At 63.5% G+C, this 20,023-nt stretch carries 17 protein-coding genes and 1 tRNA gene; 12 read left to right on the top strand and 6 right to left on the bottom strand.

The window, feature by feature from the left end; genetic code table 11:
* The first annotated feature begins 89 nt into the window (after nucleotides 1-89).
* From OXM58_20665 to OXM58_20655, 3 genes are all read left to right on the top strand, one after another.
* Nucleotides 90-593, top strand: coding sequence for an aromatic-ring-hydroxylating dioxygenase subunit beta (locus OXM58_20665; protein MDE0150777.1), 504 nt, complete (start codon nucleotides 90-92; stop codon nucleotides 591-593).
* Between the two features lie 859 nt (nucleotides 594-1,452).
* Entirely contained in the window at nucleotides 1,453-1,794 is a 342-nt protein-coding gene (locus OXM58_20660; GenBank protein ID MDE0150776.1) for a helix-turn-helix domain-containing protein, read from the top strand.
* A 20-nt stretch (nucleotides 1,795-1,814) separates the two neighbouring features.
* Nucleotides 1,815-2,387 carry an RES family NAD+ phosphorylase gene (locus tag OXM58_20655; protein MDE0150775.1) on the top strand — a complete coding sequence of 191 codons (573 nt, stop codon included), beginning with the start codon at nucleotides 1,815-1,817 and terminating at the stop codon, nucleotides 2,385-2,387.
* 206 nt (nucleotides 2,388-2,593) lie between these two features.
* Here the strand turns inward: OXM58_20655 and OXM58_20650 are convergent, their stop codons facing one another.
* The 3 genes from OXM58_20650 to OXM58_20640 form a co-directional block, all read right to left on the bottom strand.
* Nucleotides 2,594-4,291 (bottom strand): AIPR family protein, encoded by a 1,698-nt coding sequence (locus tag OXM58_20650; GenBank protein MDE0150774.1) that lies wholly within the window; start codon nucleotides 4,289-4,291, stop codon nucleotides 2,594-2,596.
* A gap of 145 nt (nucleotides 4,292-4,436) precedes the next feature.
* A complete protein-coding gene (gene glnA / locus OXM58_20645; GenBank protein ID MDE0150773.1) occupies nucleotides 4,437-5,846 on the bottom strand; it encodes a type I glutamate--ammonia ligase in 1,410 nt (469 codons plus the stop codon).
* An 81-nt stretch (nucleotides 5,847-5,927) separates the two neighbouring features.
* Nucleotides 5,928-6,266, bottom strand: a complete 339-nt coding sequence (locus OXM58_20640) for a P-II family nitrogen regulator (GenBank protein ID MDE0150772.1) — start codon at nucleotides 6,264-6,266, stop codon at nucleotides 5,928-5,930.
* A gap of 415 nt (nucleotides 6,267-6,681) precedes the next feature.
* On the opposite strand from OXM58_20640, the gene OXM58_20635 reads away from it, so the two are divergent.
* Nucleotides 6,682-6,987 (top strand): HigA family addiction module antitoxin, encoded by a 306-nt coding sequence (locus OXM58_20635; protein MDE0150771.1) that lies wholly within the window; start codon nucleotides 6,682-6,684, stop codon nucleotides 6,985-6,987.
* 10 nt (nucleotides 6,988-6,997) lie between these two features.
* Here OXM58_20635 and OXM58_20630 read toward each other — a convergent pair whose 3' ends face one another.
* Complete coding sequence (locus OXM58_20630) at nucleotides 6,998-8,173, bottom strand: pyridoxal phosphate-dependent aminotransferase (GenBank protein ID MDE0150770.1); 1,176 nt, start codon at nucleotides 8,171-8,173, stop codon at nucleotides 6,998-7,000.
* Nucleotides 8,174-8,275: 102 nt separating this feature from the next.
* Between OXM58_20630 and OXM58_20625 the strand changes: the two genes are divergently transcribed.
* The 4 genes from OXM58_20625 (at nucleotide 8,276) to OXM58_20610 (ending at nucleotide 11,415) form a co-directional block, all read left to right on the top strand.
* Nucleotides 8,276-8,989, top strand: a complete 714-nt coding sequence (locus tag OXM58_20625; GenBank protein MDE0150769.1) for a haloacid dehalogenase type II — start codon at nucleotides 8,276-8,278, stop codon at nucleotides 8,987-8,989.
* Nucleotides 8,990-9,322: 333 nt separating this feature from the next.
* Nucleotides 9,323-10,483 (top strand): aminotransferase, encoded by a 1,161-nt coding sequence (locus tag OXM58_20620; protein ID MDE0150768.1) that lies wholly within the window; start codon nucleotides 9,323-9,325, stop codon nucleotides 10,481-10,483.
* A 91-nt stretch (nucleotides 10,484-10,574) separates the two neighbouring features.
* Nucleotides 10,575-11,192 carry a hypothetical protein gene (locus OXM58_20615; protein MDE0150767.1) on the top strand — a complete coding sequence of 206 codons (618 nt, stop codon included), beginning with the start codon at nucleotides 10,575-10,577 and terminating at the stop codon, nucleotides 11,190-11,192.
* Nucleotides 11,193-11,338: 146 nt separating this feature from the next.
* Nucleotides 11,339-11,415, top strand: a tRNA-His gene (locus OXM58_20610).
* 89 nt (nucleotides 11,416-11,504) lie between these two features.
* Here OXM58_20610 and OXM58_20605 read toward each other — a convergent pair.
* The gene (locus tag OXM58_20605; GenBank protein ID MDE0150766.1) at nucleotides 11,505-12,449 is read right to left on the bottom strand and encodes an ABC transporter substrate-binding protein; all 945 of its coding nucleotides are present in this window, start codon (nucleotides 12,447-12,449) and stop codon (nucleotides 11,505-11,507) included.
* Nucleotides 12,450-12,800: 351 nt separating this feature from the next.
* Here OXM58_20605 and OXM58_20600 point away from each other — a divergent pair, with 351 nt between their 5' ends.
* The 4 genes from OXM58_20600 to OXM58_20585 are packed head-to-tail and all read left to right on the top strand — an operon-like array spanning nucleotide 12,801 to nucleotide 19,088.
* Nucleotides 12,801-13,835, top strand: coding sequence for a betaine/proline/choline family ABC transporter ATP-binding protein (locus OXM58_20600; protein MDE0150765.1), 1,035 nt, complete (start codon nucleotides 12,801-12,803; stop codon nucleotides 13,833-13,835).
* A complete protein-coding gene (locus tag OXM58_20595) occupies nucleotides 13,828-15,822 on the top strand; it encodes an ABC transporter permease subunit (GenBank protein MDE0150764.1) in 1,995 nt (664 codons plus the stop codon). The genes OXM58_20600 and OXM58_20595 overlap by 8 nt, the downstream gene beginning before the upstream one ends.
* Entirely contained in the window at nucleotides 15,819-18,188 is a 2,370-nt protein-coding gene (locus OXM58_20590; GenBank protein ID MDE0150763.1) for a DUF1989 domain-containing protein, read from the top strand. Before OXM58_20595 ends, OXM58_20590 begins: the two co-directional genes overlap by 4 nt.
* A 36-nt stretch (nucleotides 18,189-18,224) precedes the next feature.
* Nucleotides 18,225-19,088: a carbon-nitrogen hydrolase family protein gene (locus tag OXM58_20585; GenBank protein MDE0150762.1), complete on the top strand. Its 864-nt coding sequence runs from the start codon at nucleotides 18,225-18,227 to the stop codon at nucleotides 19,086-19,088.
* 21 nt (nucleotides 19,089-19,109) lie between these two features.
* On the opposite strand, the gene OXM58_20580 is transcribed toward OXM58_20585, so the two are convergent.
* On the bottom strand, nucleotides 19,110-19,850 hold the full coding sequence (locus tag OXM58_20580; GenBank protein ID MDE0150761.1) for a FadR/GntR family transcriptional regulator: 741 nt from the start codon (nucleotides 19,848-19,850) through the stop codon (nucleotides 19,110-19,112).
* Nucleotides 19,851-20,023 lie beyond the last annotated feature (173 nt).

The raw sequence follows: 20,023 nt of genomic DNA, 5'->3' as shown, positions 1-20,023 counted from the left end.
CCGTGGCGGACGGTCCTTCGCCCGAACCCGGCGCCCCCGAATCCGGTACGCCCGAATCCGGTACGCCCGAATCCGGTACGGCAAACGCCGTGGACCGCGCCGCCGTCGAGGCCTTCCTCTACCGCGAGGCCCGGCTGCTCGACGACGGGCGCTACGAGGACTGGCTCGCCCTGTTCGACGAGGACGGCCTCTACTGGATCCCCGGCCTGCCCGGCCAGACCGACCGCTTCGGCGCCGTCTCGATCGTCCACGAGGACCGCACGGTCCTGCGCATGCGCGTCCGGCGGCTCGGCCATCCGCGGGCCTGGTCGCTCATGCCGCTGCCGCGCAGCTCCCACCTGCTCGGCAATATCGCCGTCGCCGCGGCCGGGGACGGCACGATCGAGGCGGTCGCCTCGCTCCAGGTCGCCCTCTACCGGGCCGGCGACCGCACCCGCTACGACGGCCGCCAGACCATGCGGCTCCGGCCTGACCCCAGGCCCGGCTCCAGGGCCGACTCCAAGTCCGGCGGCGGCGACTTCAGGATCGTCCTCAAGCGGATCGACCTGATCGACTGCGACGGCGTCCAGGGCGTCATGCCCGTCCCGATCTGAGCGGCGGCCCGGCGCACCGCGCGGGGTGCGCAACTGTCATGAAATGTCATGATTCGTCATGATGCTTCGGGCTCGCACCGAACACAACGCCGTGTCGCCCCGGACCCCGATCCGGGGCCCAGAGTCGCCTGGCACGATTTTCGCGGTTGTCCCTTCGACAGGCTCAGGGCAGGCTCCTGGTCCCCGGATCGTCGCTGCGCTCCGTCCGGGGTGACAAGGAAGGGGGTGGCTCGTGTCATGAAATGTCATGATTCGTCATGTTCCGTGGCGGTATCCTCCTTCTTTTTCGCATGCGCGGCCCGGCCTCAAGATTTAGACAGACCGGTCTATTTTTCGTGTTTTTTTCGCCGCCGAGCCGCTTTTCCCGGCGCGGAATCCGCAGAAATCCGCCATTTCCGTTCCGGCACGCGCGCGAAAAAAAAGCATACTATGCATAAATTCCTAGATCGTCCGCACCGGAATGCCGCGCGGATGGGGCGGCGCGGCCGCGGCGCCGGCAAGGCGGCTCCTGGCATGTGTCAGGAAATGTCATGGTCCGTCATGTTTCTCCGTTTCCGGACAAATACCGTGCTTCAATGCGTCCCCCTCCCCTTGGGGGAGGGGGATTCGAGCGGCACCTTTGAAGAATGTTCATATAATGTTCCAGAAGCAGGAGTCAAGGCCTCCGGGGCGGTTATTCGCTGTCGGGTCCGTGCCGCCCATGCTGAACGATCCGGCGGCGCGATTGTGTATTGGGGCGATTGAGGATTGAGCCTGACTCAGATAGATTGATTTTCCGCTTTCAGATATCAATTTGGTGAAACCTAATAGTCAATTTTGGTAATCGCCATCGGGCGACGCGGGGTTGAACATGAATCGAATGGAGACGAAGCCTGTCGCGCAATTCATCGAGCGGCTGCGGCAGACCGGCGGTCTGAAGGGGACCGACATCGCGAATTTCGCCGGCGTCTCCAGGGCCACGGTGTCCCGGTGGGCGAACGGCCGGAAGTCGCCGCATCCCAGGACGCAGCTCATCATGTCGGACCTGTCCTATGTCGTGCTGCGGCTCAGCGAATATTACAACCGGGAGGAAATCCGCGCCTGGCTCTACGCCCTGCATCCGCAACTCGACGGCGCGCGCGCCATAGACCTGATCCATAGCGAGCGGGCCGAAGAGGTGGTTGCGATCCTGGATCGCCTCGACGCCGACGCCTATCTCTGAACAGGGCGCGTCCTTAGACCATGGCAGCTGGAGACGGCGTCCGGCCCGAGCACCGGATACGCGACCGGCGGCTGCTCGACGCCCTGGAGGCCGTCGGCCAGGCGCCCTATGCCGGCACCGTGTGGCGCTCGGTCCGCGAGGGCCGCGATCCGCTGGCCTGCTGGCGCTCCGGCGGCCGGTGGGACGACGGCGCGCTGGACGTGCTCTACACCTCGGAGACCCGGGAAGCGGCGATCGCCGAGCGGCGCTTCCATCTCTACCGGGGCCAGCCGATCCCGCCGTCACGGGTGCGCTACGAACTCTACGAGCTGCGGGTCTCGCTCGAAGCGGTCATGCGGTTTCCCGATATAGCAGCCCTTTCGGCCGCCGGTCTGGACACCGGCCGGTACGGGCGCCTCAGCTATCGGGAACTGCAGCGGGAATACCCGCGCTCGCAGGAGATTGCCGAAGCCTGCGCTTTCCTCGGCGCCGACGGGATACTGGTGCCGAGCGCGCGCGAACCGTCGTCATACAATCTGATCGTGTTCTGCGAACAGGAAACGCGGATCGAGAAGGAAGTCGTCGGGAACCACGGGGTAATTGACTTCGACTGAACCGTCGTCGATCCGGTCGACCGCGATCTCGCGTTCGAGGTGGCGCGAACGCACAAGATCGAAGGCGAGTTGCATGTCGAGCCGAGTCACGGGGGTTGAGCCAAACGCCGTGGACAGCCGGTGGGACATCCCGAACGAGACGGCGGATTTCCCGTTGACCAGATTGGAAAGCGTCTAGCGCTTGGTGCCGAACTTAATGTCCAATGTCACTTTAGATCAGGCAGAAAATTAAGTAAATCGTCAATTGAATCTGCCTTTTTCCTCTTAACATCCTTAAGGTAGGAAAGTCTCAACTTTCTAGCCGCATCTCGACACCAATTTGCATTTTTTAAACTAACTTTATAATCAAAATCGCCATTTTCCATCAATTCTTCAATTTCACCATCAAGATCTATTCCGACCGTTGATGACAATGATGAAACAATGCCAATAAAATCATCAAAGCATTCATTTGCAAATAAGATTTTGGGATCACGCAAGACAGATTTTCCCTTCTCGGAGGTTTTCAAAATTTCTGAAACGGCGTAGCCCAAAAAATATCTTGTTAGGCCGTACTTCGCAAACGGCTTGTTTGTCAACTCCTCTATACCAGCATGCAAGGTATCAAAATACTCAAAAAGCCAAAGCACCTTATATCCCGAAACATTTCGCTCTCCAAATATTCTAGAGTGAGAATCGTCCATCACCCTATATCGTTGATGACAGGTCCAAGGTTCGCCCAAGTCTATCGCGAGTAGCATTAATCCGGCATCTTCGTTGGAAATTACATCATATCCTTGATTTTTTTCGCCGCGCTTCACTTCATACCGATAATTCTTAAAATCAATCAGTTCAACTTCTCGTTTTAGTCGCTCTTGAATTGGATGATTTGAACGCAGGTCTCTTGCCTTAATTGCATTTTGGTTATTACTATTATAAGTGATTTTCTCCGAAAGTGTAGAATTTCCCTTAATAGCGACAATTTTTGTAAGAACTCTCAACTCATCGGATATTGAAGATCTTGCTGTATGCAACGAGGTAATGCTTTGCGCGCCATTGACAACTACATAGTCACGCACCGTAATTGCATCGTCTCCTTCAAATTCAATTTGCTCACAAAGCAAGGTGATCCCGTTGTGATATAGCGGGAAATTATTGTGTTCCCTAACGTCTTTTATGCTCTCGAGCAATCCTTTATTTATTTTCGTATTTCCCAAAGAAAATCTGACGTTCTGTTCAAAAAGTTTTCCATCAGAAATTCCATCCAAGTTCACCAAGTCTTTCGCGTACGCCAAAAAAATACGGGCGCTTACTCCGTCTTTAGATTCATGCCTGATCGTTTCCGTATCCGAAACATCGAAAGAATAACTTTTCGATATTCCGCCATTAACATTAATATCTATTTTTTGACTAGCAATCCGCTCAGCATCGTATAATTCGATATTATCCAACATTTGTAGTAAGGATTTAGCATCTTTCGATGCAAGTACATTTGTACAAAATACGCCAACAATAGAAAAATTTGAATTTACTCTTTGTAAAAGATTGTTCCGTTTTATGCAGTTCTTTAATGCGTCACTAGCATTACCTTCCAACAATTTTGCAATAGTTTCCGTTGTGGCAAACTGTTCGAGGCTGCCGGAAAACTCCTTAAGATCTTTGTCCCCTAATGTAGAGCTATCTTTTTGGCGTAGTTTAGTTTGAAAAAAGTAGATAGTTTCATTTTGTTCACTGACAAATATACCATCAATACCCTTATCTAATTGGGAGTCAACGCAAGCGTCATCAGCGTCCTGTGAATCAAGGCGAAAAATTTCCTCCAAAAACCAAAGCAAAAATCTTGCTGAGTCAGCATTGGCGCGATCGACGTAAGGCGGCAGTATATTTTGTTGAAGATTTTTCAGATGCAGGTCTTCTTTTTTCACCAGTTTACCCCTTCATTGTAAGGTGCTTTAGACATTGCATGCATTAATTAGTATTTACATGCAATGAAATAATGTTCAACTAATAATTCAATTAAATGTCCAAAGATTAGGTGCGGCGCGGGGAGTGCCCCGCGCCGCTTAAGCCCTACACGCTGTAATACATGTCGAATTCGACCGGGTGGGTGGTGTGTTCGAGGTTGTACACCTCCTCCCACTTGAGGTCCATGTAGCCGTCGATCAGGTCGTCGTTGAAGACCTCGCCCTTGAGCAGGAACTCGCGATCGGCATCGATGCTGTCCAGCGCCTCGCGCAGGGAGCCGCAGACCGTCGGGATGTCGGTCAGCTCCTCCGGCGGCAGGTCGTAGAGATCCTTGTCCATCGGATCGCCCGGATGGATCTTGTTCTGGATGCCGTCGAGGCCGGCCATCAGCATCGCCGCGAAGGTGTAGTAGGGGTTGCCGGCCGCATCCGGGAAGCGCACCTCGACGCGCTTGCCGTTGGGCGAGGCGACATACGGAATCCGGCACGACGCCGAGCGGTTGCGCGCCGAATAGGCGAGCAGGACCGGCGCCTCGAAGCCCGGGATCAGCCGCTTGTAGCTGTTCGTCGTCGCGTTCGAGAAGGCGTTGATCGCCTTGGCGTGCTTCATCACCCCGCCGATATAGTGCAGGCAGGTCTCCGACAGGTCGGCATACTGGTTGCCGGCGAACAGCGGCTTGCCGTCCTTCCACAGCGACTGGTGGACATGCATGCCCGAGCCGTTGTCGCCGACCACGGGCTTGGGCATGAAGGTTGCCGTCTTGCCCCATTTGGCGGCGATCATGTGGACGCAGTATTTGTAGATCTGCAGGGCGTCGGCCTGGGCGACCAGCGGGCCGAACCGGATGCCGAGTTCGTGCTGCGCGGGTGCCACCTCGTGATGGTGCTTCTCGGTGTCCACGCCCATCTGCTGGATCATGGTGACCATTTCCGCGCGCATGTCGGCGCCCTGGTCGACCGGCTGCACCGGGAAATAGCCGCCCTTGAGGCGCGGCCGGTGGCCGAGGTTGCCGTCTTCGTATTCGGTGCCGGAATTGTAGGGGCCTTCCTCCGAATCGATCTGGAAGAAGGTGTGGTTCATGTCGACGGCGAAGCGCACGTCGTCGAACACGAAGAACTCGGCCTCCGGGCCGAAGAAGGCGCTGTCGGCGATCCCGACCTCCGCCATGTAGCTGATCGCCTTCTTGGCGGTCGAGCGCGGGTCGCGGCCGTAGGGCTGGCCGGACGTCGGCTCCAGCACGTCGCACAACATGATCAGCGTCGATTGCGCGGTGAACGGATCCATCACCGCGGTGTCCGGGTCGGGCAGCAGCGCCATGTCGGATTCGTTGATCGCCTTCCAGCCGGCGATCGACGAGCCGTCGAACATGATGCCGTCCTCGAAGGTGTCCTCGTCGATGGTCTGCGCGGTCTGGGCGGTGTGCTGCCACTTGCCCCGCGGATCGGTAAAACGCAGATCGATGAACTGGATGTCCTCGTCGCGGATTTTCTTCAGTACGGAGTTTACGTCTGACATTTCGGTTTCCACTCTATTGGCTGATATGTCCGGTGTGGGATGGGTGCGGGATGGGTGCGAATCGCGAAGGGTCCGGTCCGGCTAGACGGCGTCGCGCCCGCGCTCGCCGGTGCGGATGCGGATGGCGTCCTCGATATCGGTGACGAAAATCTTGCCGTCGCCGATCCGGCCGGTCTGGGCATTCTGGATGATCGCCTCCAGGGCGCGCTCGAGCATGTCGTCGTGCAGCACGACCTCGATCTTCACCTTGGGCAGGAAGTCGACGATATATTCGGCGCCGCGATACAGCTCGGTATGGCCCTTCTGGCGCCCGAACCCCTTGGCCTCGACCACGGTCAGGCCCTGGATGCCCAGATCGGTCAGGGCCTCCTTCACCTCGTCGAGCTTGAACGGCTTGATGATCGCCTCGAGTTTCTTCATGGAATCGTCTTCACGGGAGCGTCTTCACGGGATCTCTTCGGGGCGGGTCCGGCGCAATTTCGGTTTGCCGCACAATCGGCATCCGGCCCGAAACGAGTCCGGGCAGCGGCGCGCGCGGCATACACACCCGATAAGCATCATTCGTGCCAACGGCAATGCGGCAAGTGAACCCCGGAAAGCCCTTCATTCCGGGTCGTTTCCGCATACCGCATCGGCGGGCAAAGGCAAAGTGCCTAATTTCGCGGCAGCGTGCTGCGCGATCGGGCAGCAAGCCATCCCGCCATCCGGTCGATCGCCCGGTCGATGTTGGGGGCGCTGTTGCGGCGCGTGGCGCGTGGTATTCCGCTTCGAGAGAGGCGAAGCCGTGGACGTCGACCTGATCGATTACCACTGACGAACGGGAGAGCGCAGAGTCATGAACGGCGGCGACGACGAGCGGGTCGGCCCCATGCTGAACCCGCCGCATCTGGGCGAACTGATCCGCGAAGGTCTCGAGGAAACGGGCTGGAACGTTACCGAGACGGCGGCCCGCCTGAATTGCGACCGCGGGACCCTGTCGCGGGTGTTGAACGGCAAAGCCGGCCTGTCGGCAACGATGGCGCTGGCTCTGGAAGACATCGGCTGGGGAACGGCCGAGCACTGGATGCGCATGCAGGCGAGCTACGAACTGGCGCAGGTGCGCAGGAAGCGCGTCGGTACGGCGAGCGCCGCCGTCGCGTAGGTCCGACCGTTCAGGCAGCGAGCCACGCCGCCATCCGGTCGATCGCCCGTTCGATGTTGGCGGCGCTGTTGGCGCAGGAGAAGCGCAGGAAGCCCTCGCCGAAGGCGCCGAAGCTGGTGCCGGCGATGGCGGCGACGCCGATCTCCTCGAGCATGCCGTCCTGCATGGCGCGGGCGTCGCGGCCCGTGCCCTCGATGTTGGGGAAGGCATAGAAGGCGCCGGCCGGCGTCCGGCAGCGCACGCCGGGCAGGGCGTTGAGGCGGTCGGCGATCAGGGTGCGGCGGCGCTCGAAGGCGGCGCGCATGGTCTCGACGGCGTCCTGCGGGCCTTCGAGCGCGACGATCCCGGCATACTGCGCGCTGGCGTTGACGCAGGAATGGCAGTTGATCGACAGGCGCTCCGCCGTATCGACCCAGGCCTGCGGCCAGACGCTGTAGCCGAGGCGCCAGCCGGTCATGGCGTAGGTCTTGGACCAGCCGTCGAGCAGGATGGTGCGGTCGCGCAGATGCTCGTAGGCGAGCAGGGTGGTGTGGGCTTCGCCGTCGAACAGCAGCCGGGAATAGATCTCGTCGCTCAGGATCGCGACATGGGGGAAACGCTCCAGACCGGCGGCGAGCGCGTCGATCTCGGCCTTCGGCGTCACGCCGCCGGTCGGGTTGGCCGGGCTGTTCAGGATGATGAGCCGTGTCCGCTCCGTGATCCGGTCGAGCACGCTGTCGGCGCTGAAGGCGAAGTCCCGTTCCTCGGCCAGTTCGATCGGCACCGGCGTCGCGCCCGAAAAGCGGATGACCGATTCGTAGATCGGAAAGCCGGGATTGGGATAGAGGATCTCGGCGCCCGGCTCGCCGAACATCATCAGCGCGAAGAACATGGTCGGCTTGCCGCCCGGCATGATGAGCACGGTCGCGGGATCGATCGCGACCCCGCGGTGGCGCAGGATGTCCGCCGCCACGGCCTCGCGCAGGCCCGGCACCCCGGCCGCCGGCGTGTAGCCGTGATGGCCGTCGGCGAGCGCCTTGCGCCCGGCCTCGACGATATGGTCCGGCGTTGCGAAATCCGGCTGGCCGATGCCGAGGTTGATGATGTCGCGCCCTTCGGCGGCCAGCGCGGTGGCGCGGGCCAGGACCTCGAAGGCGGATTCGGTGCCGAGCCGCCCGGTGCGGGCGGCAAGCTGCGGTGCGGTCATGGCAAGTCCCCGATACGCCGGGCCCCGACGCGCTGGCGCGGGACGGCGCTGCTGCGTTACACCGGATACGGATAACCGACCGGGGCGGGGAGGGCAAAGGCCATGCTGGCGGTGAAGGCGCTGACCTTCGACGTGTTCGGCACGGTGGTCGACTGGCGGGGCAGCGTGGCGCGCGAGGCGGCGGCGGCGCTCGGGCCGAAGGGCTTCGACCTGGACTGGAACGGTTTTGCGCTGGCCTGGCGCGCGCGCTACCAGCCGGCGATGGAGCGGGTGCGCAGCGGCGGCCGCGGCTTCGTCAAGCTCGACGTGCTGCACCGAGAAAACCTGCTGGAAGTGCTGGAGGAATTCGGCGTCGCCGGCCTTTCCGAGGCGGAGACCGACGACCTCAACCGGGCTTGGCACCGGCTCGATCCGTGGCCGGACGTATTGCCCGGCATGGCCCGCCTGCGCGCGAAATACCCGCTGGCGGCGCTCTCGAACGGCAACGTCGCGCTGATCGTGAACATGGCGCGCCGGGCCGGCATCCGGTGGGACGCGATTCTCGGCGCCGAGGTCGCGCGCGCCTACAAGCCGATGGCGCGGGCCTATCTCTCGGCGGCCGAGATGCTCGGCCTTGCGCCGGCGGACGTCGCGCTGGTCGCAGCCCACAACGACGATCTGAAGGCTGCTGCGGCCGCCGGCCTGCGCACGGTCTTCATACCCCGCCGCACCGAGATGGCGGACGAAGGCCAGACGAAAGACCTGGAGGCCTGGGACGGCGCCGACCTGGCGGCGGAGGATTTCGAAGACCTGGCGGACCGGCTGGGCTGTCCCTGAAGGACCGTTCTGCAACCGGCCAGCCTGCGCACTTCCCCTTTCCGTCATCCCGACAGGGCGCCTCCCTATCCCGTCATTCCGACCGAGCGCCTTCCCTAACCGTCATTGCGACCGAGCGCCTCCTTTTCCCGTCATTCCGACCGAGCGAAGCGAGTGGAGGAATCTCGACTCGGTCCCGCCAACAAGAACCCCGAGGCCTGCGCCGGGATTCCTCCGCTCCGCCCCGGCCGGGGGCCGGGGCTCCGGTCGGAATGACGGGAGGGCGTATCGAGGCCCCTGCGACGCGGCGGACCCATTGATTTGCGGGGGCGGTTGCGGGCAAACAGGGGCGCGATGAAACCCGCGAATTCCATCCTCAGCGGCTACGGTACGACCGTGTTCGAGGTCATGTCGGCGCTGGCCAACGAGCACAATGCGGTCAATCTCGGCCAGGGCTTCCCGGACGGCAACGGGCCGGACGACGTCCGCGCCATGGCGCACACCGCGCTCGACGACCGCCCGAACCAGTATCCGCCGATGTTCGGGGTGCCGGAGCTGCGCCAGGCGGTCGCGAAGCACAACCGGCGCTTCTACGGCCTCGACATCGACTGGCAGACCGAGACCCTGGTGACCAGCGGCGCGACCGAGGCCCTGGCGGCGGCGCATTTTGGCCTGATCGAGCCGGGCGACGAGGTCGTTCTGATCGAACCGCTCTACGATTGCTACCTGCCGATCATCCGCCGCGCCGGCGCCGTGCCGCGGCTGGTCCGCATCGAGCCGCCGGACTGGTCGCTGCCGGAGGCCGAATTGCGCGCCGCCTTCTCCGATCTCACCAAGCTGGTGCTGATCAACACGCCGATGAACCCGGCCGCGAAGGTGTTCACCCGCGAAGAACTCGATTTCATCGCCGGCCTGTGCCTGGAGCACGACGCCTATTGCGTCGCCGACGAGGTTTACGAGCATCTGGTGTTCGACGGCCGGCCCCACGTCACCATGATGGGCCTGCCCGGGATGCGCGAACGCACGGTGCGCATCGGCAGCGCGGGCAAGACCTTTGCGCTCACCGGCTGGAAGGTCGGCTACATCACGGCGCCGCCGGACCTGATGACGCCGATCGCCAAGACGCACCAGTATCTGACCTTCACGACGCCGCCCAACCTGCAGCGCGCCACGGCCTACGGGCTGGAGAAGGACGCGGGCTATTTCACCGGGCTGGCGCGCGGCCTGCAGCGCAGCCGCGACCGGTTCCGGGCCGGGCTGGAGGCGATCGGCTTCGAGACCGTCGAGTGCCACGGCACCTACTTCATCGCCGTCGATATCCGCTCGGTCGGCTTCAACGGCGACGACGTCGATTTCTGCCGGACGCTGACGACCGAGGCCGGCGTCGCCGCGGTGCCGGTGAGCGCCTTCTACCAGAACGATCCGCCCCGCCATTTCGCCCGCTTCTCCTTCTGCAAGGAGGACGCGACGCTGGACGAGGCGCTGAAACGGATGCGCGCTTGGCTGGGGCGGTGAGGCGCGGCTTGCGGGCATTGCAAATCCGCGCGGAAACACGACATCCGTCCCCGGACGAAACCGATCTGGAACCCGAGCGGGGGAGACCGGCTTGATCGCGACGCAACGTATTACCCGCTTCCTGCTGCTGCCTTTCGCACTCTCCTGCTGCCTGGCCTGCCATTTGGCGACCGGCCCGGCCTGGGCCGCGGAGATGCGGAAGTCGCCCTATGCCGGGCAGCAGTCGCGCCCGATCAAGGGCCTGTCGGCCGACGACCTCGCCGAACTGAGGCGCGGCGGCGGCTGGGGACTTGCCAGGGCGGCCGAACTCAACGGCATGCCCGGCCCCGCCCATCTGCTGGAACTGAGAGACAGGATTCCGCTTACTGCGGACCAGGTGGTGGCCGTCACCGCCGTCTTCGAGCGGATGCGGGCCGCCGCGGTCGCCGGCGGACAACGTCTGATCGCCGGGGAGCAGGCGCTTGAGGCGGCGTTCGCCAGCGGCAAGGTATCCGAACAGGAACTGCGCACTCTGCTCTCCGAGATCGGCCGGGCCCGGACGGCGCTCCGTCATACGCATCTCGCGGCGCACCTGGAGACTTTACCCTTGCTGACCGGGGCGCAGATCGCGCGTTACAATCTGCTACGTGGATATTCGGGCGATCCCTGCGCCAGCCCGCCCAAAGGGCACGACCCCGCGCTGTGGCGCAAACACAACGGCTGCAAATAGGGCTGGTTGGAGCCGAACGAGGGCGTAGCGAACGGCGGGCTTCCGCGTCCGGCGTTCCGGCCTATATCCGTTGCCTGCCTTGACCCTCGGGAGAGCGGTGCGTACAACGCCGGGCCTGCCCCGGATCGCGTGCGGGGCTTCCTGCGGCGGATGTAGCTCAGTTGGTTAGAGCACCTGGTTGTGGTCCAGGGGGTCGCGGGTTCAAATCCCGTCATTCGCCCCATTTTTCGCGCCTTTTCGCGTTGCGACAGAAAACGGCCCGCCGTCGCCGGCGGGCCGTTTCGGATTCTGTGCCTTGGGTTCGGCGCAGGTCTACATCGTGGCTGCGGTCACCCAGGGCTTCCATTTCTTCTCGTTGTCTTTCATCCACTTCTCGGCGGCGGCTTCCGCCTCCATCTTGTCGACGTCGACCAGCTTGGCCATGACGGCGATGTCGAGGTTCGAGAAGCTCATCTTCTGCAGGACCTTGTATGCCTTCGGCCACTTCTTCGCGAAGCCCTTCCAGACGCCGATTTTCAGATAGCCGTCCTTCGGGTTGCCGCAGTCATAGGATTTGTTCGGGTTCAGGCCCCATTTGGGATCCTTGAAGCACTTCTCGTGGTAGGCCGGGAACTCCACGAACTTGCCCTTGTACAGGGCTTCGATGAAGTTCGGCGTCCAGTTGAACAGCACGATCGGCGCATTGCGCTTGCTGGCGGATTTCAGCTCCGCCCACAGCGCCGCGGCCGAGCCCGCGTTCACCACCTTGAAGTTCATACCCAGGCCGTCGACGCGCTCCTGGTCGTTCTTCAGCCAGTCGACCGGGCCGGCGAGGAAGCGGCCTTTCGGCTTCGTCGCGGCGGTCGCGAACATGGCGGCGCACTTGTTCAGCGCCTTCCAGTCCGGGAGGCCGGGGCAGGCCTTCTCGACATACTCCGGATACCACCACTCCTCGCGGGTCTTGGCTTCGTGGGTCGCCGCCGTGACTACGCAGCCCTTGTTGAGCTGCTTCTCGTAGCTGACGCCGAACGCGCCCTGCCACACCTCGTGGACCAGGTGGATATCGCCTTCGCACATCGAGGTATAGACGACCTGGCTGTCCGCGGAGACGTAGTCGACCTTGTTGCCGACCATCTCCAGCAGCTTGCCGACGATACGGGCGCCCACAAGCTGGCTCGACCAGTTGTGGAGCGGAATCTTGATCGTATCGGCAGCCGCAGTCTGGGCCCCGACGACCAGCAAAGCGGCAGCACCGGCCGCCATCGCGATTCTGCGCATGTACTCCTCCTCAAATTTGCAGCGCCGAACCAATTCGAACCAATTGGGTCTACTCCGGCGCAAGTACCCAACATCATTCACCTTCATTTGTCGCTGTCAATCGTTTATGTGTAGTTTTCAATCATTTATGTGGTAAATTTTGGCGTATATTGGTTTGAAATGGTCTAAAATGGTAGGGGATTCCGGATGTATTCAACGGTCGTATTGGCGTATTCGATAGTTCGTCGCCGCATTCGGCCGGACCGAAGGTGCCGCGTCCATTGCAGCGGGTCTATACTCGGTCGCGCGGAATGTGGCAGACCGGTTGCCCGGTAGCTTCCGCCCGGTAACTTCTGTGGGGAGTGCAAGAATTTGGACGCCAAGATCGCCTGCCGGAACGTCTGGAAACTGTATGGCAAGGATCCGGAAGGCTTTCTCGCCGCCCATAACGGCGAACCCCCGGACGACGCCATCGCGGGCGACGGCTACATTCCGGCGGTGCGTCATGCGAGCCTGGAGGTCTTTCCCGGCGAGATCCTGGTCATCATGGGGCTCAGCGGCTCCGGCAAGTCGACGCTGGTCCGCTGCCTGTCGCGCCTGATCGAGCCGACCGCCGGCGAGGTCCTGTTCGACGGTCAGGACCTGCTGAAGATACCGCCGAAAGAGCTGATCGAAATCCGCCGTCACAAGATGGGCATGGTGTTCCAGCATTTCGCCCTGCTGCCGCACCGCACCGTCCTCCAGAATGTCGCCTTCCCCCTGGAGGTGCAGGGTATCGACCGCGGGACCCGGGAGAAGCGGGCGCTCGACGTTATCGAACTGGTCGGGCTGAAAGGGCGGGACGGCTATTATCCGCGCGAACTCTCCGGCGGCCAGCAGCAGCGCGTCGGCATCGCGCGATCCCTGGCGGTCGAACCCGACGTCTGGTTTCTCGACGAGCCCTTTTCCGCCCTCGATCCGCTGATCCGGCGCGAAATGCAGGACGAATTCCTGCGCCTCCAGACCATGCTGCAGAAGACGATCGCCTTCATCACCCACGATTTTGACGAGGCGATCCGCCTCGCCGACCGGATCGCGATCATGAACGAGGGCCGGATCGTGCAGATCGGCTCGCCGGAAGAGCTGGTGACGCGGCCGGCCAACGACTATGTCGCCAACTTCACGCGCGACGTCGCCCGCGAGAAGCTGCTGACCGTTGCCTCGGTCATGGAGGCGTCGCCGGAAAGCGCGGCCCTGTCGGACACGACCGTTCGGCCGACCGACAAGGTGGCCGACGTAGCGCGCCTGATTATCGACAGCGAGCTGCCCTTGCGGGTGGCGGACGACGACGGCCGCACCATCGGCGCGGTAAGCCGGGCCCATGTGCTGGACGTGCTCTTCTCCGTGGAGGCCGACGCCCATGGCTGACGCGGCGGTCCTGGGCGGCGCCGTTCCGGTCCGCCGCTGGGTGGCGGGTTCCGGGCAATCCGGCCTTCGGGTCGCCGTCCTGCTGCTGGCGCCGTTCGTTTTCGTCCTCGCGGTCTCGCCCTGGCTGCCCGACTGGCTGCGCATGATCCCGAAGGACTGGTCGGCGCCGTTCGTCGGCTGGATCAACGCGGTGGTGGAGGTCCTGCGCGCGGAAGAGATTTTCGGCCTTTTCACCTTCCGCGACATCACCCGGGCGATCGCCGACCTGATCGACTATCCGCTCGATTTCGTCGAGGCCGTCCTGGTCGCCGGTTTCTCCGATTCGGTTCCGGGCCTGCCCTGGATCGCGGTCACCGGCCTGGCGATCGTGCTCGGCTGGTACCTGCAGGGCCGCCAGCTCGGCATCATCGCCGGCGTCTGCTTCGCCTACATGGCGATCTTCGGCAAATGGGAACTGTCGATGGTCACCCTGTCGGTGGTGCTGGTCGCCGCGCCCATTGCCGGCGCGATCGGGGTGGCGCTGGGAATCGTCGCCTACAAGCGGCGCTGGTTCGAGACGCTGCTGTGGCCGATCCTCAACGTCATGCAGGCGCTGCCGCATTTCTCCTACATGATCCCGGTCGCCATCTTCATCGGCATCGGCCACAAGGCCGGCACGATCGCGACCATCATTTTCGCCTTCCCCGTGATGGCGCGGCTCACCATCCTCGGCCTGAAGGGCGTTTCGCCGGAGGTGCGCGAGGCCGGGATCATGGCCGGCTGCACGAATCGTCAGATGCTGTGGAAGGTCGAACTGCCGGCGGCGCGGCCGACGCTCATGGTCGGCGTCAACCAGATCATCATGCTGTGCCTGGCGATGGTCGTCCTGGCGTCATTCGTCGGCGCCAAGGGGCTGGGCCACGACCTGCTGAACCGGCTGCGCTCGCTGTGGATCGGCCAGGCGCTGGAGATCGGGGTCGTGATCGTCTTCATGGCGATCATCCTCGACCGGCTCAGCCAGGCCTGGGCGCGGAAGGAGCCGGAACATCTGCGCGAAGGGCCGTTTCACATCCGGCATCCCTTCCTGACCGCCGGTATCGCCGTCGTTGTCGGTTCCTACATCCTGGCGGCGTTCATTCCGGCGCTGCAACTGTGGCCGAAGTCGCTGTCGGTCACGACCGCGCCGATGTGGGACGCGATGATCGACGCCATCGTCGTCTACGCCTTCGACTATCTGGAGCTGATCAAGGACACGCTCCTGGTCCATGTCCTGATCCCGATGCGCGACCTCTATCTCCTGCTGCCCTGGTCGGCCCTGCTCGTGTTCGTCGTCACCTTCGGCTGGTATTACGGCGGCTGGCAGGTCGCAGCCATCCAGGCGCTGTTCGCGCTCTATCTGGCCTTCGCCGGTTTCTGGGAGCGGACCCTGATCACCGCCTACATGGTGAGCTTCGCGGTGATCGTCTGCGTCATCATCGGCTCGCTGGTCGGGGTCTGGGCCGCCGCCGGGCCACGGCGCACGAAGGTCGTGGAACTCATCCTGGACACCTTCCAGACCTTCCCGTCCTTCATCTACCTGATCCCGGCGATCATGCTGTTCAACGTGAACGACTTCGCCGCCATCATGGCGATCGTGATCTATGCCACGATCCCGACGACCCGCCTGACGATCTTCGGCCTGCGGACCGTGCCGCACGATATCGTCGAGGCGGCGATCACGTCGGGCTGCACGCCGCGCCAGGTGTTGTGGAAGGTGCGTATGCCGCTGGCCTTCCCGGCCATCATGCTGGGCATAAATCAGACGATCATGTACGCGCTCTTCATGGTCGTCATCGCGGCGTTCATCGGCACGACCGATCTGGGACAGGAAATTTTCCGCTCGAAGGCCGAAAACGATGCCGGCAAGTCGCTGGTCGTCGGCCTGTGCGTCGCCTTCATGGGCCTGATCGCGGACCAGCTGATCAATTCCTGGGCCCGGGAACGCAAGAAAGTGTTGGGGTTGGAATGACCATCCAGTCGGTTGAACCGCCGCTGGCGCAGCAGCCTTCCAGGGCCGGCGCGGTGTTGATTCCCGGCGTACCCACGCTGGGTATCGGGGTCGAACGCTACGTCGCCCGCGGCGGCGCGACGACCGTCTTTTCCCTCGAACCCGGCGACGGCCTCACGGTGCGCGACCGGGAAGGCCGGCAGGCCGCGGAGATCGCGGCCTTCGCGCCGGACGGCTCGGCCGATACCGAGGCGCTGGGCGCCGCGGCGGCCGGGTCCGCCGAAGGCCTCAAGGCGATCCTCGGCGCCGGCACGGAACCGGCCCGGTCGCTGGCGGGCAGCCTGCAGCGGCGCGGGCTGGAAATCGCGGCGGCGCGCTCGATCGGGGTTCTCGGCGGCGACTCGCGTCCGGGCGACGAGGCGTCCTTCACGGCCGAACGGCCGCTGGTCTGTTTCGTGGCTGCGCCGGGCGGCCCGATGCGCGTCGACCGGCAGGATGCGCCGACGCCGCTCGAGATATTCGTCACCCGCGCCAACCCGGTCGCGCCAGACGAGCATCCGGTGCCCGAGCCGCTCGCCGATCCGCGCATCGACCGGCGCGTCGCCGCCCGGACCGCCGAGGCCTACGAGGTCAAGGCCGGGGAGTTCATCCAGATCATCGACGTACAGGGCCGGGAATGTTCGGACTTCCAGGCCTTCACCGTCGCCGGCCTCGACAAGAGGCAGGAGTTCTGCCTCGACGCGACGGCGACCCGCACCTTCATGGGAAACGCCTATCCGGCGCCGGGCCTGCTGTCGAAATGCTACGACGTGAATTCGCAGCCGATGGTCGAGGTGATTCGCGACACCTGCGGCCGGCACGACAGCTTCCTCTACGCCTGCACGGCGAAATACTACGACGACATGGGCTATCCCGGCCATGTCAACTGCACGGACAATTTCAACGGCGCCCTGGCGCCGTTCGGGATTGCGCCGCGGCGCGGCTGGATGGCGCTGAACTTCTTCTTCAACACCGGGTTCGAGGCCGACCAGGCCGTCTTCGACAATCCCTGGTCGCGGCCGGGCGATTATGTGCTGTTACAGGCGCTGACCGACCTTGTCTGCGTCTCGTCCGCCTGCCCGGACGACATCGACGGCGCCAACGGCTGGAACCCGACCGACATCCATGTGCGGGTCTACCCGCGCGAGAACGTGTTTTCCAAAGCGGTGGCCATTCGCATGACTCCCGACGCCGACCCCAAGCTGACGCAGGAAACCGGCTTCCACAGCCGGTTCGCCGAGCACACGCGCAACTTCACCGAATATAACGGCTACTGGCTGGCCAACAGTTTCACCAACCGCGGCGCACTGGACGAATACTGGGCGTGCCGCGAGTGCGCCGTCATCATGGACCTGTCGCCCCTGCGCAAGTTTGAGGTGCTGGGGCCGGACGCCGAGCAGCTGATGCAATGGACGCTGACCCGGAACATAAGGCGGCTGGCGACCGGCCAGGTGGTCTATTCCGCCATGTGCTACGAGAGCGGCGGCATGATCGACGACGGCACCGCCTTCCGTCTCGGCGACGACAATTTCCGCTGGGTCGGCGGCTGCGACTATGGCGGCGAGTGGATGCGCGAGCAGGCCGCGAAGCTGGGCCTGAACGCCTGGGTCCGGTCGTCGACCGACCAGCTCCACAACGTCGCCGTCCAGGGGCCGAAGAGCCGGGATATCCTCAAGGAAGTCGTATGGACGCCGCCGGTCCAGCCGTCGATCGGGGAGATGGGCTGGTTCCGCTTCGCGATCGGCCGGATCGGCGGTCCCGACGGAATCCCCATCGTCGTTTCCCGTACGGGCTATACCGGCGAGCTGGGCTTCGAGGTGTGGTGCCATCCGCGCGACGCCGGCGGGGTGTGGGACGCCGTTTGGGAGGCCGGCGAGCCGCACGGCCTGTCGCCCTTCGGCCTGGAGGCGCTGGACATGGTGCGCATCGAAGCCGGGCTGATCTTCGCCGGCTACGAATTCGACGACCAGACCGATCCCTTCGAGGCCGGCATCGGCTTCACCGTGGCGCTCAAGACCAAGAACGAGGATTTCATGGGCCGCGAGGCCCTGGTCCGGCGCAAGGACGCGCCCCGGCACAAGCTGGTCGGCCTGGAGCTGGGCGGGCAGGAGGCGGCCGGCCACGGCGATTGCGTCCATATCGGCCGGGCCCAGGTCGGCACGATCACCAGCGGCATGCGCTCGCCCGTCCTGCGCAAGAATATCGCCCTGTGCCGGATGGACGTGACCGCGTCGGAGGAGGGCACGGAAGTCGAGGTCGGCAAGCTCGACGGCCACCAGAAGCGCATCCCGGCAAGGGTCGTGCCGTTCCCGTTCTACGATCCGGACAAGTCCCGGGTGCGGGCCTGAATCGAACCGCCGCCGGCCGTTCGGAAGGAGCTTTCGATGCCGAAGAAATTCGTCGCCGCCTGCGTCCAGAACAACGCCACGCCGGATGTCGATTTCAATATCGAGACGGCGCTGCGGCTGGCGGAGCGGGCGGCCGATGCCGGCGCCGGCCTGATCTGCACGCCGGAATATTTCTCCGGCCTGCGCACCGAGAACGGATTCTTCCACCCGGCTGCCTTCGCCGAGGCCGAGCATCCGGTATTGCCGGCCTTTGCCGCGGCGGCGCGGGAATGGAAGGTCTGGTTCCTGCTCGGCTCGCTCGGCGTGCTCGCCCGGGATGGCCGGATTTTTAACCGGGCCTACGTCCTCGACAGCGAGGGCGCCATCGCCGCGCGCTACGACAAGATTCACATGTTCGACGTGGTGCTCGATTCCGGCCCCTACGTCGAATCGGCGACGATCGCGCCGGGCGACCGCTCGGTGGTGGCGCAGACGCCCTGGGGCGGCCTCGGCCTGTCGATCTGTTACGACCTGCGCTTCGCGCCGCTCTACAGGCAGCTTGCGCACAACGGCGCAACCATGCTGGCGGCGCCGGCGGCGTTCACGAAGGTGACGGGCGAGGCGCACTGGCATGTGCTGAACCGGGCCCGGGCCATCGAACACGGCTGCTACATGATCTCGCCCTGCCAGTATGGCGGGATCGAGGGCGGCGGCGCCTGTTTCGGCCATTCGCTGATTGTCGATCCCTGGGGCGCGGTGCTCGCCGACGGCGGCGACGGCGAGGGCATCGTCATGGCCGAAATCGACCCGGAAAGGGTGGCGGAGGCGCGCGCGAAGATTCCGGCCCTGGACCACGACCGGCCGATAACGCCGGAAGCGCCGCCCCTGTCTGAATCTCCTGCCGCCGTCGCGGCGGAGTGAGCGCGGGCGTCGGGGGCTGCTCTAAACCGCCGCGGCGCCCATGAGGTCCTGGCGCGCCTTTTCCAGATGGTCGTTGATCTGCTTGACGGCGTCGGCGATGTCCCGGCGGCGGATCGCCTCGAACAGCGCGCGGTGCTGGCGATTGTATTCGTCGATTTCCTCCGGCGACAGGATCTTGTTCTTCATCGCGTCCCACTGGTCGTGGCCCCGGACGGCGTTGATCTGCTGGTAGAGATGCAGCATCAGCGGGTTCTTGGAACTTCTGGCGAGCCATTCGTGGAACATGCTGTCGTGCCGGGAAAAGGCCTCCTTGTCGTGCCGGCACTGCTCGAGGTCGTTCAGAATCGCTTCGAGCATCTTGATTTCGTTGGCCGTCGCATGGAGCACCGCCAGGCGGATCATGTGCGGCTCGACGGCCAGGCGCGCCTCGATCAGTTCGAGCGGGCTGACCCGGCTGACGATGTCATGCGCCGCGCCGATCGAGATGTCGTCGTACTTCACGAAGGTACCGCTGCCGACCCGCCGCTCGATCAGGCCCTCGCTTTCCAGATTGAACAGGACCTTGCGGATCGTGCTGCGCGCCGTGTCGAAGCGCTCCGCCAGTTCCCGCTCGGCCGGCAACTGGTCGCCGTGCACGTAAATGCCGCTGCGAATCGCCTCGCGCAGCTGGGCCGTGATCTGCCCGACATGGCGTCCGCCCTCGCCAAGGCGCGAGACCGCGGCCGGCCTGGTCTCCTTTGCTTCAGCGCCAGTGGAATCCACAGCGGCACCCTCCGAAAATTCCCGGCATTTTGCCGTTCTGCCCTAATTGGTCGATATTGGCAAAATTGGTTTGCAATTGGTCATTTGACAGTGCAAAGTAGCGACAGTTCAGTCAAGCTGGATCGCGAGAAACACGCCGACTGCAGAACCTGTTTGGCGCGGATATCCTGATT

This window comes from Rhodospirillaceae bacterium, from assembly GCA_028819475.1.
GTDB lineage: Bacteria > Pseudomonadota > Alphaproteobacteria > Bin65 > Bin65 > Bin65.
This window is presented reverse-complemented; position numbering and strand designations above follow the sequence as displayed.